This is a genomic window from Microvenator marinus (assembly GCF_007993755.1).
GTDB lineage: Bacteria > Myxococcota_A > Bradymonadia > Bradymonadales > Bradymonadaceae > Allomicrovenator > Allomicrovenator marinus.
Map to the genome: position 1 here is coordinate 3,838,997 of NZ_CP042467.1, position 16,815 is coordinate 3,855,811.

The following is a 16,815-nucleotide window of genomic DNA, read 5'->3' on the forward strand; positions in this document are numbered from 1 at the left end:
TCTAATGTCCCGCCGGTCTCGGTGCCAACTTACCTTCGCCCGACTGGTACTGCTCCCACGAACATGGGTCGAAGCCGGTCGGAATCTCAACCATATCGATACACCCATCCACAGGACATACAAGACTACAAAGATTACAACCGACACAGGCGTCCGGCTTGACCTCAACAAAGGTACGCCCGTCCTCACGTCGCCGTGAGAAAATCGCCTGGTGCGCGCCGTCTTCGCACGCCGTGTAACAAAGTCCGCAACCGATGCACTTCTCTTGGTCGATGCGCGCGTTGACCTTGTAATTGAGGTCGAGCTCCTTCCAATCCCGAATCTTCGGAAGGCTCGCGCCGCGAAGCTCGTCCATGGTCATGCCCTTTTCATCCAGGTAATTGCTGAGGCCGTCCACAAGGTCCTCGATGATTCGGAAACCGTAGTGCATCACGGCTGTACACACCTGAACGCTGCTCGACCCGAGCGCGATGAACTCCGCCGCGTCTCGCCACGTAGACACACCACCGATGCCGCTGATCGGCAGACCAAGGGTCTCGGGGTCGGTGCCGATCTGACTTACCATATTGAGGGCGATAGGCTTGACGGCCGGACCACAAAAGCCTCCGTGAGACCCAAGGCCGTTGACCGGAGGATTCGGCGCCAAGGTGTCCAAATCAAGGCCGATAATCGAGTTGATGGTGTTGATAAGGCTCACACCATCGCCACCGCCAGCCTTGGCCGCCCGCGCTGCATAGCGGATATCCGCAATATTCGGCGTCAACTTCACGAGCACAGGCACCGTGGCCACTTCCTTAACCCAGCCGGTAATCTGCTCGATATACTCAGGGACCTGGCCCACAGCGCCGCCCATGCCGCGCTCGCTCATCCCGTGAGGGCAGCCGAAGTTGAGCTCAAGCCCGTCGCCACCGGCATCCTCAGCCTTCTTGACGATTTCGTGCCAGGCCTCGCGCTTTGACTCCACCATAAGGCTCACGATCACCGCGTGGTTTGGGTAACGCTTCTTGACCTCGTAAATCTCTTTGAGGTTCACGTCCAAGGGGCGGTCCGTGATGAGCTCGATATTGTTTAGGCCCATCATCTTGACGCCGTTGATATCCACGGAGCCATAGCGCGACCACACGTTGACAATCGGCTCACCCAGAGTCTTCCAAACGGCGCCGCCCCAACCCGCATCGAACGCGCGCATGATCTGGTCACCCGTGTTCGTAGGCGGTGCGGACGCGAGCCAGAAAGGGTTCGGCGAGATGATGCCCGCGGTATTACATTTGAGGTCAGCCATTAGTTTGCTCCTAGTTTTGCGTGGATGGATTGTGCGGCGCGTTTTCCTTCGGCCACAGCATTCACCACTTCTTTTCCGCCGCTGACGCAATCGCCGCCGGTCCAAATTTTGGGGTTCGTGGTCTGCCCGTCTTCAGCAGATTTAACGCGACCCTTCGAGTCCGTCTCAACCCCGTCAAACATGGCGATAAGCCCGGTCAGCTTCCCCTGACCCGTCGCCCTCAACACCACGTCGCAATCGAGCACGTATTCTGAGCCATCCACGTACTCAAGTCGGCCATTCACAACCGCGGTTTTCACAAATTTCACGCCCGTAACCTTGCCGTTTGCGCCTTCTATTCCCACGGGTTGCGCATTGTACACAAAGACGGCGCCGTCCTTTTTGGCGAGCTCCTGTTCGTGCTTGTAGGCGCCCATGGCCGCGGCATCGCGGCGGTAGGCCATGTATACGCGCTCGGCCCCAAGGCGCGCGGATTGTGTAGTGGCGTCAATGGCTGTATTTCCGCCGCCGAGAACCACTACGGTCTTACCCACGAGCGAGACTTCTTCCTTAGGACGCACCTTGAGCTCCGCAATGAACTCCAGGCAATCCCGCACGCCGTCCAAGTCTTCGCCTGGAATGCCTAGTGGCCCCACGCCGTCGAGGCCAATCCCTAAGAAGACCGCGTCGAAATCATTCATCAATGACTCCACCGAGACGTCCTTTCCAACCTCGGTATTGCAGCGAATCTCCACGCCCATCTGCTGCACCCACTCGATTTCAGCGAGTGCGGTGGCGTAGTCCATTTTGTAGTCGGCGATGCCGTAAGTGTTGAGGCCGCCAGGCTGAGCCTGCTTCTCAAAACAGACCGTCTCATACCCAAGCTGCGCGAGCTCCGCCGCACACCCAAGGCTCGCCGGACCCGCGCCCACGAGCGCAACGCGCTTTCCGTTCTTCGGGGCTGCTGCAAAAAGCGGCTTCTTCTCAAGCACCACCCGGTCCGTGGCATAGCGTTGTAGACGCCCAATCTGGATGGGCTCCTCGTGCAGGTCGTGCAGGACGCATGCGCCTTCGCACAACTCTTGAGTCGGGCAAACCCTGGCACAAGACGCGCCCAGAATATTCGCCTCCAGAATCTTTCGCGCCGAACCCTTCAGGTTGTCCGTTGCAATCTTCTTGATGAATCCAGGGATATCGATGGCGGTAGGACACGCGCGGATGCACGGTGCATCGAAACAATTAAGACACCTGTTGGCTTCTACCAGTGCCGCATTGCGATCCATCAACGGCTTATAATCCGCGAAGTTGGTCGCCAACGCAGAGGGTTGGTCGCTCATCATTCTGCTCCTATGATGAAATTTCGTAAAACAAGAGGCAGAAGATAGGGCCTTTGCATGCCCTTTTGCAAGCGATTTCAGGTACGAGCTAGCTCGCGCGCATGCGTCTGAAGCCGAATGCGACCAAAAGCAGAAGGAATGAGGCGAATGAGTTGGTGCTTGAGCAGCCAGACTTCTCCCCGTATCGCTGCCAGTTCACGTCCTCTGTGTTGTTCGGAGGTCCCGCGCACTGGCTGACTTCCTCACGCGCATCCGGAACTCTTTCGACCACCTCTGGGAATTCGCCAGGAGCTACACAGACCTCCCGAGAGTCCAGTTCATTCATGGCGAGGTCGTTGACCACCACGGTGACGCAGAAGTCGTCGTCGCTCAAGGCGGGGTCGCGCAGTTTGAACGTATTGCTACCAGAGATATTGATCGCTGCTTGGATACCGGGGTCGCCAACTTCCTGGACGTAAATCACCACCGGCTGGCCAGCTGAGACGTCCACTTTGACCTCGCGGAAGTACTTGTAACCACTAGGCCAGCACGAAGAACACGACTCACACGAGTCGAAGCAGCCCCCGTCTTGAGTGGGGCAACACACGATATCTAAAATTGACTCGTGGATTCCAGCTTTGGTCTGTATGTCCAGATTCAGGTCGAGCTTTGGGCCTACCGATACTTCAGCTCCATCACTGCTGTTTTCGTTCGAAACTGAGAGCTCATAGTCCCCTTCTGCCAGAGGTTCCGCGGGTCTGAAGATGTGGTAGGCAGTATCCCTAACCGCTTCTGTGGTTCCCGGTATCGTCTCACCGCCGAGTGTGAGCTCCGCTGTGATCGCGCCTCCCCATCCATCATCAATCACAGTGAACGCGACGCCATCAGGGTTTCCGACCGCGGCGCCGATTTCCAGTGGGTAGATTGGGGGTGAGCAGGCCCAACTCAGAGAAGGGGCGCACAGCGCAAAAACCGTAACTACAAACAATCCATTCAGTGCATTTTTCATTTCAGACTCCATTCTTAGGTCAAGAGCGACGAAATGGAATATCTCCATGATCCATGCCAAATATCGAATGTTTGATATTTCAACGGGTTGCCAGTTGTCTACTCAGATTTTTGAGGCGGAGGCGGCATGATATCGTCGGCTTTTCGCGGAATTCCGTCTTCAAACGGCTCTGCCGCAATCTTGTTTTCGGCCGCAACCGTCTTTGTGTACAGATTCCTCACCAGCTCGCCGGAATAGCGCCTTAAGTCGGGTTGGAACTCGTAGAGTTCGCGCTCACCGTCAAAAAGAGCAAAAGACGTATTTACGCCAGATCCGGATGGCGCGCGGTACATAGGGCCCAGCGCATCGATCCGCTTTATCTCATCCCGGTTTTGGTCCAGTCTGAACCCGATATAATCACGCAAAGTCACGGCGTCATTGACACGAGTTTGGTCGAGCAGGTCCTTGATGAAACTCTCGAACTCGGGGTCTTTTTCAGCCGTGTAAACATAGGTGTCACCGGGCCCATTTGAAGGATAACCCACCTTGGAGGTATCGTATGTGCTTCGGTGGTAGACGACGCGTGTCACGGAAAACTCAGCCATCGGTTTTACCTCGGGCGCAATTTGCGCAAGGGTTTTTGGAATCTGCGTGTCCATGGGCTCGTCCTTTTGGACGGAACACGCAGCGAGAAGAAGGGCGAAAAGAATGATGTTCTTCGGCATGCGCGGAGTATTTCATGTCGTTGCCCCTCTGGCGAGTTGGATAATCTTGTTACTCGTCTCGGGAGTTGGGCACGCTCAGTCCAAAAACGCCTGTGTTACGCCTGACGAGTATGTTGAGATCAACTTCCAACTACAAAGCCCTGTGCCAGGCGTCTGGTCGCCATCCGCGGAGCTTTCCATGCTTTCAATCGACTTCTCCGGAATGGTCAAACGTGAGGTGTTCGCGCTTGGGGGAGATTTTCGGATTGAGCGTCATGGAAAAGGCATCACCCCGGTATTCATCTGCGAGCCCGGCAAGACGCACGTGTACGACATGGGCGAGTACATGGTTGCGTGTCCCGCATTTGACGGTGAATCCCTGCGGATCTACGGCGATGAAAACACTTTTTTGAAATCAGGAAGAGTGTGATCCACCTTTGAAGCAAAAACCCATCCGATGGTCGTTCTCTAAATTCCTAATCGAAGACGCTGAGACTCGTATCTCTGCCGAATATGAGGGCGAATTCAAAGTCTTAGAGCCCCACGAACGTCGTGTTTGCGATACCGCTGTGGTCGTAGACCAGTGAGAAGCACCAAGAGGAGGAGCAACCACGAAGGCGAGGCTGCGCCCGTAGAACAGCCGCTTTGCGCCGAGATCTGAGGCGCGGGTCCCGAGCCCGGTGTTTGTGGCGTTTCGGCACCGGAGCCCGAACCGGAGCCGTCCGGCGCCTGGTAGTCCGGCATTTCAGGGGCATCCGGCCCCGCGCTCGGCACCATCTCTGGGCCGTCCGGGCTTGCGCCGCACGTGGAGTCGGCATCATCCCAGACCGCCTGGCATTCGAGCTTTCCGGCAACACAAACCTCTTCGGCACGCATACACGCGGGAACCACATCCAGATCGCAAGACTCGCCCGCATTAACGGGGTTGTTGTCGACCACGCCGTCGCAATCGTCGTCGCGGCCATTGCAAAGCTCGTACGCCATGCACTTGGGCCCGCCGAATCGCAATGACGAGTAGTACTTCACGTCTGTCCACCCCCCAGCGTTCTTGAACTCGTCCAGGGTTTTGCCCGACCCAAAGCCCGCGCCGTTGGAGGGCACGCACCGCCAACCGGCGGCTGCTCGCGCGCAGAGGTCCTCTTTGCCGTCGCCATTGAAGTCGCCAAGCTGCATGGTGTTGTAGCGATTCGCGGTGTTCCAGCCCTTCTCGTCCGACCACTCTGGTCCGTTGACCCGCTTGAACGCCGCGCCGTCCCATCCGTAGCAAATCACGCGCGCATTGGCGCGAATGCACAAGTCCTGCGCGCCATCGCCGTTCGTGTCGCCAAGGCGTAGCGTGGAGTGGTTCGAGACGTCCGACCAGCCCGAATCGTTGCTCAATGCTGCAACTTCCACGGCAGGCCCGAAGCTATCGCCACGGCTGAAATGGCAGCGCAATCCGGCTGAGGCTCGTGCGCAGATATCGGCCTTGCCATCGCCGTTGACGTCGCCGAGTCGAATGCTCGACCAGTACGTCAGGTGGCGCCACCCGTTGGAGTCCTTCCATCCGGGGCCGCGGAAGACCGGTCCAAACCCAGTGCCAGTGCTCAAGCTGCACGCAATACCGCTCGAGTCCCTGATGCACACGTCTTCCTTGCCGTCACCGTTGATGTCTCCGGTACGAACCGTGCCGTAGTATTTAGCCGACCCAAAGCCTTGTGCGTTGGACCAAGCAGGCCCGTTGACGCCTGCGCCAAACCCGTTGCCTGTGGACGGCCAGCATCGCCAGCCTCGGCCGGCGCGTGCGCAGAGGTCGTCCTTACCGTCGCCGTTGAAGTCCGTGAGTCGAATCGTGGAGTAGTGGCGGATGTGGTCCCACCCCGAGTCGTTGCTGAGCTCTGGGCCGTTAAACCGCTTCCATTCGTTTCCTGTCCAGCGCCAGCAAAAGACCCGAGCCGCTGCGCGTGCACAGACCTCAGCTTTGCCGTCTCCGTTGACGTCGCCCATGCGTATCGTGCTGTGGTACTTAGGGTTTTGCCAGCCGCTCGCGTCGGCCATGCCGGCTGCCGGGGTAGGGCTTGCGCTGAACTCGGCACCTTCTGAGAGGTGGCACCAGAATCCGGCACTGCCGCGCCCACACACGTCCGCACGCCCGTCTCCGTTGACGTCAGTATGCTCCGATGGCGCATAGGTTGTGGGCCTCTCGTTCATCCAGTCGATCTCACAGACCTCGCCCTCATCGACCTGGCCATCGCAGTCGTTATCGGCACCATCGCAAACTTCGGTGGGTACGGCACCGCAACGCCCGCAGGCATTCTTGACGCCCTCATCCACCTGACCGTCACAATCATTGTCACGCCCGTCGCAGGTCTCGGCGCGGGGTGTACATGAGCCCGGAATGGGCGGGAACGTGCGCCCGGTGCGGGTCGAGGATGCTGGCGACAGCTCGATATGAAGGTGGTCGTGGTGCGGGTGAGGGCCCGTGTACGCACGATGTTTAGGCGCGGCGCGCGAGGCACCCCACGAGGTTCGGTCCCAAACGATGAACTCCACGCCGAGGTTGACTGCGTTTCGGATCAGGTAATTGGCGATAGGGTCGCCCTTATCATTGTCGGCATCGCCGCTATGTAAGGGCACAAAGAGGTCGATCGCGCGACCCGAGGCGTGCACGGAGTACTGGCTTGGGTTCGCCGTGTTGGCGCGGCATGCGTAGCCGCCGTACGAGGTCGCCTGGAAATTTCGCTTCAAGAACTCGGCGACTTCGCGCGTACCCGCTCTAAACGTACCCGAACACGAGCTCGGCGAGCCGGTGTAGGAAACGTATTGCGTATTGGCAATGGCGAGCACGCTCGCCGGTGGGATCCAGCGGCCCGGGCGAGAGATGAAGAGCTCGTGGGTTGGGTCCTCGAGCTCTGAGGTCTCTTGACCCCCCTCATGCAGAAACGGGAATTGTTCCGTGCTCAACGCAAAACGCGCGAACTTCACTTCTTCGGAGCTCCTGATCTGTACGCGCAAACCCGGCTGATCCAGAACGAGGAGCCCCTCGATCGCCGGCGGATTCGGGTCGTCCATCAAATGCGCCGTATCTACCCAATCCTGAACAACCTCGTTATGGTGGCCGAGAACTCTGATTTCAGAATAGCCGGTGTCCGAGAGGTGGTACTCCACGCTCCAGAATTCATGATTGGCCTCAACGGAGCGAGGAACGCCGGGGGCCACTTCAAAAAGGTAGTGGATCTCTTCAGCGTGTTCGTGCGGTGCATCTAAAGTCGGCTCAAAATCAGGTCTTGCGGGGTCTGGCTCGGCCATGAGTTCGGCGAGTTCGGGGTCATTTGGCGCCAGCTGCATGGGGCCATCTGTCTCCAGGGCTGCGTTGTCGTCGCTAGAATGCTCGGTGCCCTCAAGTTGTTGATCTTCGGTGTTTTCGAAGCCACAACTGATGAGAATTAGGCTTAAAAAGATAAGAACTCGATGCATCTTAACCTCGGTGGTTTTACACTACATGCACCTACATCAGCATAAGTCGTGCCACCCCATTCTGGTCTTGAGTTTCAAGAAACGAAAAAACCGGCATGTAGCCGGTTTTTTCATGCGGAAGAAAGGACTCGAACCTTCACGGCTTTTACACCACTAGATCCTTAGTCTAGCGCGTCTACCAATTCCGCCACTTCCGCACACATCGACTGATTGCTCAATCGATGAGAGCCGGGTTTTTAAGGGGTGTGTAAAAGTCTGTCAAGTAGATTTTTCTTGATCGTCGATCTTTGCTTTGAGTGCCGCCAAATCTGCCTTGAGTTGCTGGATTTCAGTTGAGTATCTCAATTCCGCCTCGACTCTAGCGTTTTCAGCCTCTTTCAACTGGTCCTTTAATCTTTCAGTGTATTCAAGGACATTGATCCCATCTACGTACATAAAATCGAACATCGTTTCCTCCAATCTCTGGCGTGTAAGTTTATCGGTTTTGCTCCTCTTAATCAATGCGGTGGCTCGTTCCACATCTTCCAAGTTGTCGGGAACTCGTACACACATACGCATCCAATCAAACTCAGGCTCATCAGGTAGTCTCGTGCTTGAAACCATCACGATAGGGCCCATTTCCCAAGAACCGTTGATCCAGATTCCAGGATGTTGTGTAGGTTTGAAGATCTCGGGCTCTGCCAGCAATTTATCTGGCCGTCTTCGCGTCAGGATCACCATTGAAGGATGCAACACCTGGCCGCGTTCTTTCCTAAGTACTCGTCCACAGTGATTGTGACTGGTTGACGGCGAGCAACTCGCCAGGAGGTCGAAGTCGCGCGACGTAGGCGATGCCAGAGCATCGTCGAGGAGCGAGGCGAAGAGATCGTTGTGAGGGGACGGCGTCAATTGCTCAGAACCACTGTGGACGAGTACTAAGACTCAGATATCGATACGACGCGTATGCGATCTTCTCGCGACACGACGCGAAGTTCAGCGTCGATACTGAATCTGAAAAATGTTCAATAAGCACGTCGCGTCGCGTCAGATACGTGGCCAATGGCCCCCAATGGTGAACCGGGTCCGGCATATGCAGTATTGCATCAACCACTCGGTTCTTTCGAAACCGTTCGTGGGTTCTGAGCTTGCCACATAGAGGCAAGAATAACCTCAGGCACCAGGCCTCATGAGGATTTGGGATGTTTGGACTTAGTCTTATCATATCGCCCCCTTAATCTGGGTGAAAAGTTGAAATACGAGGGCGGAGATCACGCCCCCAAATACTATTTTTGGACGATTTGACGAGGTGTTGAGAATTTTTTTTATTTTAAGAAGTTTGACGAGGTCTAACCCGCTGTTACGATGCCTTTACACGAAGCCAGAAACCACGGAAGGTAACTGGAGAGGTTTTCAAATGAAGATTCGCGATATCATAGGTGCAGCCGCACTATGCATCATCTCGGGCAGTGTTTATGCGGTCCCGCCGGCAAATGTCCGCGGCGTAGACCTGGCCGCAGTACTCGCCGCGCATGATCGCGTGCGCCAGATCACGCACCAACCAAACGAAGATGCCAGACCACTCAGAGCGATCAGGACGATCGTTTTGGACCCGGGCCACGGCGGAGAGAATCAGGGTGCGCTCGGCGTCTGTGATGTACACGAGAAGTATCTCACCCTTGAGTTGGCCTATGAGCTTCGGGCACGCCTGCAAGCTGAACATCCAGATGCTCGGATCATCCTGACGCGCTATTGGGACCACGGCCTCGGCCTCTCGGAGCGCATCGAGCTGGCTAATAAGGTCAACGCCGATCTCTTCATTTCACTGCACTATAACGCCGCCACGCACCCCCGCGCTCTAGGTTTCGAGACCTACTTCTTGCGCGCAAATGAGACCATTCCTGGGCAGGAAGAGGTCAAAGGCGAGATGGTGGCGTCCAACGGACAGGTAGTCGGGGCGCCGGAAGACCAGGTGGAACAACCCGTCGATCCGATCGTGTTCATGCGCGAAGACTTGCTTCGCCAAAAGCAAAACGAAGAGTCCGGGCTCCTCGCTGAAGTGGTCAACTCGAGCCTCGCCGGCCACCTAAACTCTGTGAACCGCGGCGTTAAACAGGCGAATTTCGGCGTGCTTCGCGGCGCAAAGATGCCCGCAGTCGTCATGGAAGCTGGCTTTGTGTCGCACCCCGAAGAAGGCCATGACGTGGTGAGCGTGGAACATCGCACAGCCCTCGTTGACGCTCTACACAACGCGATCCTTGAGTTCGACGAAAAACTCACCCGCAAGAATAATCCGTGATTCGATTTGTCAGTTTCCTGTGTCTGGTGGGCCTGATCGGGTGTGCGTCTTCGCCGCCCGCCGAAGAACCCCAAGACGTCACCATGCGCCACACCTTGACGGATGATGACCGCAAGATCCCCGCGCCCAATATGACGCCGCCTCACAAGAATCCCGAGGTTTCCCAGGGTGAAGACTCGTCTGTTGAGGTGGTCGACTTGGCGCCAGGGCGTACCCATATCGCGCAGGGTGGGGTGCAGATCACCTTGCTCAACGTCACAGACCGTCAAATTGAGCTGGGTTTCAAAAAGGGCGAAGACGTCCTCGAAGTAGTCCACGACGGGCGCTACGCAGAAGGTCATGCCTTTGGTTTGGTCTACTCGGCTGATGTGGCGGACACCGTCTACTTCAGGCTGGAGGCGCGTGAAGGTGCAGGTCCCATTGACCTGACTTCTGCCGGCGAGATCGCCGCGCGTGAAATCCGCGAACGTGTGGATTGTGAGGGCGCTGAAGCCATGCAGTCGGTGGCGCAAACCAATGGCACCGTGCTCATCCGAGCCATGAAGGGCCAGAACGAGGTCTGCTCGGTACGCGTCGGCCTCTACACCCGCGCGGTGGTTGCCAACGAGCCCATCACCGAAATCCCCAAAGATCTGCGGCCCGCTTCAGAACTCTAGATTTTAACTAGTCATCAGCTGGGTTTGGTTTTATTTAGCCAACGAGGATTGCCCCGTTGACAAGGAATACCATGCGCCACTTTCTGAGCACCGAAGATTGGAGCCGAGCCGAACTTCAAACCATCCTGGACGACGCAAGACGCCTAAAGGAGGTGCGCTACAGCGACGCCTTGAAAGGGAAGTCCATCGCGCTCGTCTTCTTCAATCCGTCGCTTCGGACACGCTCTTCATTTGACCTTGGAATGCATCAGCTCGGCGGGCACGCCGTGGTACTTCAACCCGGCGCAGGCTCATGGCCCATCGAGTTCGAAGACGGCGTGGTCATGGACGGTGAGTCCGAGGAACACGTCAAGGAGGCGGCCCAGGTGCTCTCTCGGTACTTCGATTGCATCGCCGTGCGCGCCTTCCCGAAGTTTAAGGATTGGTCCACGGACCGCGAAGACCACGTCATCAAACAATTTGCGCGCTACTCCACGGTGCCCGTCATCAACATGGAAACCATCACGCACCCATGCCAGGAGCTCGCGCTGATGATGGCGCTCCAGGAGAAGCTCGGCACCACAGACCGAAAGAAGTTCGTGCTCACGTGGACCTACCACCCAAAGCCACTCAACACAGCGGTGGCCAACTCGGGCTTGCTCATCTCCTCAAAATTTGGATTCGATGTCACGCTCCTCTGCCCAACCCCAGAGTACGCGCTAGACCCCCGCTATATGCAGGCCGCCGAGCGATTCTGCTCCGAAAACGGAGCGAGCTTCACCATGACGCACGACCCTAAAGAAGCCTACGAAGGCGCGCACGTGGTCTACGCCAAGAGCTGGGGCGCGCTTCCCTATTTCGGCCGTTGGGAAGACGAGAAGCCGATTCGCGACGCACACCAGCACTTTATGGTAGATGCCGAGAAGATGGCGCTCACCGATAACGGCTATTTCAGCCATTGTTTGCCGATGCGTCGCAATGTAAAAGTGACCGACGAAGTGGCCGACTCGCCGAATTCCTTGATCATCGAGGAGGCCGAAAACCGGCTGCACGTGCAAAAAGCACTCATGAAGCACCTACTCGCCTAACCCTAGTTCCCGCCCCGAAGGTATTTCCGATGTCTAAGAAAACAGCTGTTCTCGCGTTCTCCGGTGGTCTCGATACGAGCTTCTGCGTCCCATATCTGCGCGAGCAGGGCTACGACGTGGTCACGCTTTTTTGCGATACTGGCGGGGTTGATGCCGAAGAAGCGGCGTACATTGAAGAGCGCGCGCGCGAACTCGGCGCCGTAGAGCATATTCAGTCGGACTCGGGTCAGGACATCTGGGACGAAGTCGTGGTGCCGCTCATCCGCGGCGGCAAGTTCTACCAAGACCAGTACCCATTGCTCTGCTCGGACCGCTACTTGATCGTCCGAAAATCGCTCGAGGCCGCAGACGCCCGTGGCACCAAGTTTTTTGCACACGGCTGCACCGGAATGGGCAACGACCAGGTGCGTTTTGATGTGACGGTACGAGCGCTGGGCGATTACACTATCCTCGCACCGATTCGTGAGATTCAAGCCAGTGTGGACAACGTGCGAACGTACGAGGCGAAATACCTGGACGAGCGCGGCTTCGGCGTGCGCGCGAAGACTTCGCGTTACACCATCAACGAGAACGTGCTCGGCGTCACCGTTTCCGGCTCCGAAATCGACGAGTTCAAGGCACCCGGCCCCGAAACCTATAAGATTTGTCGCCCTCGCGCCGAGTGGCCTGCGGAGCCATTGCGCGTGCAGCTGACTTTTGAGCGCGGCGAGGCCGTAGCGATTGACGGAGTGCCTACGAGCGGCCCTGAGATTCTCAAGACTCTGAACAAAAAGTTTGGTGCGTATGGCGTTGGCCGCGGCATGTACACGGGCGATACCACGATCGGCCTCAAGGGGCGCATCGTCTTTGAGGCTCCGGGAATCGTGGCGCTGCACACCGCGCACCGCGCGCTCGAAGAAGGCGTCACCACGTCCAAGCAAAACCAGTTCAAAGAAGTTATCGCCCGCAAATGGGTTGAGCTCGCCTACCAGGGCTTCTTCTACGACCCGCTCAAATACGACCTTGAAGCCTACCTTGAGAGCTCGCAGAAGTACGTCAACGGTACCGTCACTCTGGAGACGAATGGCGGCACGGTTCATGCCGTTGAGGTGGACTCAAAGCATCTGCTTCGCGCGAAAGGCGCAGTCTACGCTCAGTCCGCCGACTGGGGCGTGGCCGAGGCCGAAGGCTTTATCAAGCTATTCGGTATGAGCAGTTCACTTCACGCGGAGATCAACCGCAAAGGTTCGAAGTGAAAGCCCTGAGGGCAAGTATTCTAGCGGGGCTGGTGTGTTTTGTGCCGGGGCAGGCCTTCGCCTGGGATTATCTCGAGCACGCCTGGCTCACCGACTACTCATGCCATCACGCGCAAGAGATGCTCGCCGAGCGCCTCGAGGCCGAGTTCGACCCGGACTTGGCCGCGCGCTACGTGGCTCTGGGTGTTGCTTGCCCTGCCGATTGGCAAAAGCCGTATTGCAAGGACGGCAGGAAGGAGGCGGTGAGCGCGATCAATCACCTGAGCCCCGAAGACCTTGAGGACGGCGTACACCCAATGTCGCTCGGGGATTATTCGGCTTTTGGGGACCACGTCTCGCGCTTTGGTCCCGTGCCTGGCATGCCGAACGCCCGCGAACATGGCCTCATTCATCACACCTTGATGTGGATGGTCTACGATGGTGCGGCGGGTGGCACCCTTGAGACCGTAGCCGAAACCGCCTGTGATACCGAGGTCGCCGAGTTCGAGCAGAATCAGGCGCAGGTCAACGCGGCGCTCAAGGATTTCAAGGCGCGTGGCGAGTGGCCCGAGATCCCGCATAAACTCTTGCATCCTGGGATAAGGGCCGCGCCCGAGCTTGGGCCGCAAGACCCTTCGGCAGCCTTTTCGTTCTACAATCCGCACTACTTGGACTTGGTCCTGAGAAACCACACGCATTTTGGCGATTTGGCGTACTCCGCGTGGACCGGCTTTCATAGCGCGGCCCTCGAGGTCTCCGGGCGCACGTGTGAGGCTTCGCTCGATTACTCGGCGGAGGAGCTCGAGGATTTGATTGAGGATATCGCAGGTTTTCAGGAGGATGTTTGGGAATCACTGAGCCCGGCCGGCCAGGTTTCTGAGGCGTGCCGACTTCTCAATCATGCGCTCTCACAGCGAATCGACGCGTGGATTCAGCGCGCGCCCGCCTCCAAGTCAGATCCTGTGAAGGAGTACTTGGCACAAGGCGTGCCAAAAGAAGTTCTGCCTGCGCTTTTCGGTTTGGTGCTTGAGGCCTCGGGCCTACACTATCTCCAAGACGGCCTTGCGTCTGGCCATATGCGCACGATCCGGAGCCGAGAGTCCTTGATCGAGGTGCGCCACGACCACGATAATGACAATTTGGAAGGCGTGGTCGCGGTGATGGATACCCGGCACCAGCGCCATTCCTATTGGGCTTTTGGCGACAAATTCCTGATTGGACCGCCGAATTCGATGCCTTGCCTCATGGACTGGGACACCTTGGACCGCGTGCTCTATCCCATCCCTGAGATGCTCACCACCTGTACGCTCCAGCACCAGCGCGGCATCCTGGCCGCGAGCACCACGGCGAGCCTTGTAGATTGGGCGCTGGGCGGCCCGGTGTATGAGGAGAGTGGGGCGTGTGGGCCGGTGGCGACCGCCGAAGGATTCATCTGCCGAGCCCTGCCGGTGCGCGCAACGCTCGTCTCGGGCCTTCAGGGCTCGCGTATGGAGCCCGAGCCGCTGGTCCACGGCACAATCCCCGTTCCGCCCAGAGATTACGCCTACGAGTCCCTGAGCATCCGTGCGGGCCTCGAAATCCCATCGAACGTGCTCCAGCTTGGCGTGTCCATCACCTTCCTCGAGCAGCTCGACTACATGGGCCACTTCCTCACAAGCTGGCGCGCAGGCCTGAGTACGACCCTCGGCGAGGGCAATGAGAACCAGTGGGTGGCCGACTATGCCTACCAATTCCACTTCAGACTTTCGGCCCGGTTCATGTTTGATGCGGCGCCCTTTGTCTTTGCCGGCCTGCGCAATATCGACGACGTGGACTTCTTCGCCGGCGTAGGCCCAAGCTTTGGCATCACCGCACTCCCAGAGGGCTGGATCAACCTCCCTCTGGAAATCGGCCTGACCTATCGCCTACCCCTGGTCATGTTTAGCTCGGAGAACGGCTTCTTCAGCGCCACAGACATCATCGATGGCCACTGGATCCAGTTCGGAATCGGGCTCGCCTACTCCCACTAACGAATGTGTGCAATCTGACGATCACTCGCGCTCTGCCCCAAGACAAAAGACAAGAACTCCTGAGCATTGTACGACTTCTCCTCTCCCATCTTTGAGGATGCCTGAATGGGGCCGCCGCCCACAATATCATATTTTGTGTAGGTAGTGGTCTTGAACTCAGGCTTAATCTGAACGATGTCTTGTGGGAGGTCCTGCCAAAACTTCTCCGGATCGATGGTCTTGTTCGCGAGTGCAGCCTCGAGCTGGTCTTTGGACATGTTTAACGCAGTTGCGGCTTTATCTAGGTCAACCTCCACAACAACTTTTGCGTCCACATCGACCCCACGACTCTTAACATTGGCAGCGAGCGTAAGGACAAAAGACACATCTCCTGCTGCCGTTGCTTCAACTTTTCCTTCAGCAGAAATCGAGCCGCTAAAACCCTTACCTCCTGCGATTTCCTCGAAGACTTTCATAGCCGTATCGAGTTGAGGGTTTTCTCGCTTCTCGGCGTAGACTTGCAACGATGGCATCAGCGAGAGTGCCGCACTCCCTTTGGCGGAGACCTCCAATGCTCCATTGATCGGATCAACGGCAACTGTTTGAGAGTAGTTAATGTCCACAATGGATAGGATTTCGGCTTCTACTGCTACCGTATTTGAAAATTTCAAAGATTTAGACTCAACCACCCCATCAATCTTTCCGTCTCGTGCCAAGCGCAGATATTGGGCAGTGGCGTCGGGTCTGGCAAGTGCTGCAGCTATTGCCGGATCCTTGATGATGAACTGCTTTTCTACGCCCAGTTCTCCGCCGACGTCTCCGTCCGCAAGGCTTTCGATTCCTGCTGCTGCCGCTGCCGCCCCATTCAACTTTAATGTAAGCTGAAATTCTCCGTTCTCTAGTTTTCTCAATTCTGTTTCGGCTTTGACTACTCCCTTGGCCCCTGCTTTGGCAGTAAACTCAGCTTCGAAGCTGATTTCCTTCTTCAGAACCTGGCCAGGTTGCATGGATTCGACGACAGATGTCGGAGGACCTAGCGCAATCCCCATCATATCCTGAACAGTGTCGGGATTTGAGAGTTCGCTAAGTGCTTCCTTGGTGTAATTGACAATTCTTTCTCCGACACCGCCGCCATCTGTTGCGACAAGGAGATAACTGGGTGGGAAAAACGTGCCGATTCCCAGCGTAATCCCGGCCCCAGCAACCTCTCCAAGCGTGTCGAGGATATCGAGTTGCTTCCTCCCGACATTAGTGTTCTTTAAGAACTCGATGTTGTTCTCGTTCTCTCGCAGAACCTCGGTCGCTGCCAGCAAAGTACCTGTGACGGCTTTGATCTGGTTTTGCGGCAAAGTCACCATTGCGAGGGTGGCATTCCAGTCAATGTCTTCGAACGAGGACGCCATTTGTGGCGCCTCGTCACCGAAATACTCTCTCAGCTTTTCGTTTGTACGGTCGGCAACTCGTTCCATCGCACCGGGTACATCGCCCAATAGCTCCAAGGGCGGCTTGCCGTTTTCAACAATCTGTTCATGGGCGTCCACCAAGACGTCGGTTAGGTCGTCAACCCCTGCAGAAATCCAGTTGTCACCGATCACGGGTATTTGCTTGACCGCGTCTGCTGCGATGTCCGCGGCTTCAAGAGCGTTGCCGACCGTGAGTCCGTCGTCGAACACGTCACCCGCCAGGTCCTTGATCCGACCCGCCGTATCGAACAACTTGTCGCTCCAACCCATTTCATCATGCGCTTTGCGCGCTTCGGCTGCGCTCGGTTTGGCTTCTTCCGCTTTAGGCGGTGTGACATCCGGCTCGATTGGTGTCGGGCAATCCGCTTGATTCGTTTGATTCGTTCCCACCTTGATTGTCATGATCCTCTCCTGTCCGTTGTTAAAG

Annotated in this window: 14 protein-coding genes and 1 tRNA gene; 6 read left to right on the plus strand and 9 right to left on the minus strand. The window is 57.1% G+C overall.

All coding sequences use genetic code 11. The features are described 5' to 3' along the window. Nucleotide 1: 1 nt before the first annotated feature. The 4 genes from preA to FRD01_RS15795 all read right to left on the minus strand — a co-directional run bounded on the left by preA (nucleotide 2) and on the right by FRD01_RS15795 (nucleotide 4,224). The gene (gene preA / locus FRD01_RS15780; RefSeq protein WP_146961300.1) at nucleotides 2-1,282 is read right to left on the minus strand and encodes an NAD-dependent dihydropyrimidine dehydrogenase subunit PreA; all 1,281 of its coding nucleotides are present in this window, start codon (nucleotides 1,280-1,282) and stop codon (nucleotides 2-4) included. Further along, on the minus strand, nucleotides 1,282-2,598 hold the full coding sequence (locus tag FRD01_RS15785) for an NAD(P)-dependent oxidoreductase (protein ID WP_146961302.1): 1,317 nt from the start codon (nucleotides 2,596-2,598) through the stop codon (nucleotides 1,282-1,284). Before FRD01_RS15785 ends, preA begins: the two co-directional genes overlap by 1 nt. Nucleotides 2,599-2,686: 88 nt before the next feature. Then, a complete protein-coding gene (locus FRD01_RS15790; protein WP_146961304.1) occupies nucleotides 2,687-3,586 on the minus strand; it encodes a hypothetical protein in 900 nt (299 codons plus the stop codon). A gap of 98 nt (nucleotides 3,587-3,684) precedes the next feature. Further along, nucleotides 3,685-4,224 carry a hypothetical protein gene (locus tag FRD01_RS15795; protein ID WP_146961306.1) on the minus strand — a complete coding sequence of 180 codons (540 nt, stop codon included), beginning with the start codon at nucleotides 4,222-4,224 and terminating at the stop codon, nucleotides 3,685-3,687. A 49-nt stretch (nucleotides 4,225-4,273) separates the two neighbouring features. Between FRD01_RS15795 and FRD01_RS15800 the strand changes: the two genes are divergently transcribed. After that, complete coding sequence (locus tag FRD01_RS15800) at nucleotides 4,274-4,699, plus strand: hypothetical protein (protein WP_146961308.1); 426 nt, start codon at nucleotides 4,274-4,276, stop codon at nucleotides 4,697-4,699. 95 nt (nucleotides 4,700-4,794) lie between these two features. Here the strand turns inward: FRD01_RS15800 and FRD01_RS15805 are convergent, their stop codons facing one another. The 4 genes from FRD01_RS15805 to FRD01_RS15820 form a co-directional block, all read right to left on the minus strand. Further along, a complete protein-coding gene (locus tag FRD01_RS15805; protein WP_146961310.1) occupies nucleotides 4,795-7,725 on the minus strand; it encodes an FG-GAP repeat domain-containing protein in 2,931 nt (976 codons plus the stop codon). A gap of 113 nt (nucleotides 7,726-7,838) precedes the next feature. Next, nucleotides 7,839-7,922 (minus strand) — tRNA-Leu (locus FRD01_RS15810). A 61-nt stretch (nucleotides 7,923-7,983) separates the two neighbouring features. Next, a complete protein-coding gene (locus tag FRD01_RS15815; protein WP_146961312.1) occupies nucleotides 7,984-8,445 on the minus strand; it encodes a hypothetical protein in 462 nt (153 codons plus the stop codon). 172 nt (nucleotides 8,446-8,617) lie between these two features. Continuing rightward, nucleotides 8,618-8,926, minus strand: coding sequence for a hypothetical protein (locus FRD01_RS15820; RefSeq protein ID WP_146961314.1), 309 nt, complete (start codon nucleotides 8,924-8,926; stop codon nucleotides 8,618-8,620). 192 nt (nucleotides 8,927-9,118) lie between these two features. Here FRD01_RS15820 and FRD01_RS15825 point away from each other — a divergent pair, with 192 nt between their 5' ends. The 5 genes from FRD01_RS15825 (at nucleotide 9,119) to FRD01_RS15845 (ending at nucleotide 14,946) form a co-directional block, all read left to right on the plus strand. Beyond that, nucleotides 9,119-10,000 carry an N-acetylmuramoyl-L-alanine amidase family protein gene (locus FRD01_RS15825; protein WP_146961316.1) on the plus strand — a complete coding sequence of 294 codons (882 nt, stop codon included), beginning with the start codon at nucleotides 9,119-9,121 and terminating at the stop codon, nucleotides 9,998-10,000. Next, the gene (locus FRD01_RS15830) at nucleotides 9,997-10,656 is read left to right on the plus strand and encodes a hypothetical protein (protein WP_146961318.1); all 660 of its coding nucleotides are present in this window, start codon (nucleotides 9,997-9,999) and stop codon (nucleotides 10,654-10,656) included. Before FRD01_RS15825 ends, FRD01_RS15830 begins: the two co-directional genes overlap by 4 nt. A 71-nt stretch (nucleotides 10,657-10,727) precedes the next feature. Beyond that, the gene (locus FRD01_RS15835; RefSeq protein WP_146961320.1) at nucleotides 10,728-11,723 is read left to right on the plus strand and encodes an N-acetylornithine carbamoyltransferase; all 996 of its coding nucleotides are present in this window, start codon (nucleotides 10,728-10,730) and stop codon (nucleotides 11,721-11,723) included. 29 nt (nucleotides 11,724-11,752) lie between these two features. Beyond that, the gene (locus FRD01_RS15840; RefSeq protein WP_146961322.1) at nucleotides 11,753-12,958 is read left to right on the plus strand and encodes an argininosuccinate synthase; all 1,206 of its coding nucleotides are present in this window, start codon (nucleotides 11,753-11,755) and stop codon (nucleotides 12,956-12,958) included. Next, entirely contained in the window at nucleotides 12,955-14,946 is a 1,992-nt protein-coding gene (locus FRD01_RS15845) for a hypothetical protein (RefSeq protein ID WP_146961323.1), read from the plus strand. Before FRD01_RS15840 ends, FRD01_RS15845 begins: the two co-directional genes overlap by 4 nt. On the opposite strand, the gene FRD01_RS15850 is transcribed toward FRD01_RS15845, so the two are convergent. Further along, nucleotides 14,943-16,790 (minus strand): hypothetical protein, encoded by a 1,848-nt coding sequence (locus tag FRD01_RS15850; protein ID WP_146961325.1) that lies wholly within the window; start codon nucleotides 16,788-16,790, stop codon nucleotides 14,943-14,945. The two genes, FRD01_RS15845 and FRD01_RS15850, sit on opposite strands and share 4 nt — an antisense overlap. Nucleotides 16,791-16,815: the final 25 nt, after the last annotated feature.

Excerpts from the sequence above, each read along its gene's own strand:
- preA (WP_146961300.1), bottom strand. The coding sequence starts at position 1,282 with ATGGCTGACCTCAAATGTAATACCGCGGGCATCATCTCGCCGAACCCT.
- FRD01_RS15785 (WP_146961302.1), bottom strand. The coding sequence starts at position 2,598 with ATGAGCGACCAACCCTCTGCGTTGGCGACCAACTTCGCGGATTATAAG.
- FRD01_RS15790 (WP_146961304.1), bottom strand. The coding sequence starts at position 3,586 with ATGAAAAATGCACTGAATGGATTGTTTGTAGTTACGGTTTTTGCGCTG.
- FRD01_RS15795 (WP_146961306.1), bottom strand. The coding sequence starts at position 4,224 with ATGGACACGCAGATTCCAAAAACCCTTGCGCAAATTGCGCCCGAGGTA.
- FRD01_RS15800 (WP_146961308.1), top strand. The coding sequence starts at position 4,274 with ATGATGTTCTTCGGCATGCGCGGAGTATTTCATGTCGTTGCCCCTCTG.
- FRD01_RS15805 (WP_146961310.1), bottom strand. The coding sequence starts at position 7,725 with ATGCATCGAGTTCTTATCTTTTTAAGCCTAATTCTCATCAGTTGTGGC.
- FRD01_RS15815 (WP_146961312.1), bottom strand. The coding sequence starts at position 8,445 with ATGGTGATCCTGACGCGAAGACGGCCAGATAAATTGCTGGCAGAGCCC.
- FRD01_RS15820 (WP_146961314.1), bottom strand. The coding sequence starts at position 8,926 with ATGATAAGACTAAGTCCAAACATCCCAAATCCTCATGAGGCCTGGTGC.
- FRD01_RS15825 (WP_146961316.1), top strand. The coding sequence starts at position 9,119 with ATGAAGATTCGCGATATCATAGGTGCAGCCGCACTATGCATCATCTCG.
- FRD01_RS15835 (WP_146961320.1), top strand. The coding sequence starts at position 10,728 with ATGCGCCACTTTCTGAGCACCGAAGATTGGAGCCGAGCCGAACTTCAA.
- FRD01_RS15840 (WP_146961322.1), top strand. The coding sequence starts at position 11,753 with ATGTCTAAGAAAACAGCTGTTCTCGCGTTCTCCGGTGGTCTCGATACG.
- FRD01_RS15850 (WP_146961325.1), bottom strand. The coding sequence starts at position 16,790 with ATGACAATCAAGGTGGGAACGAATCAAACGAATCAAGCGGATTGCCCG.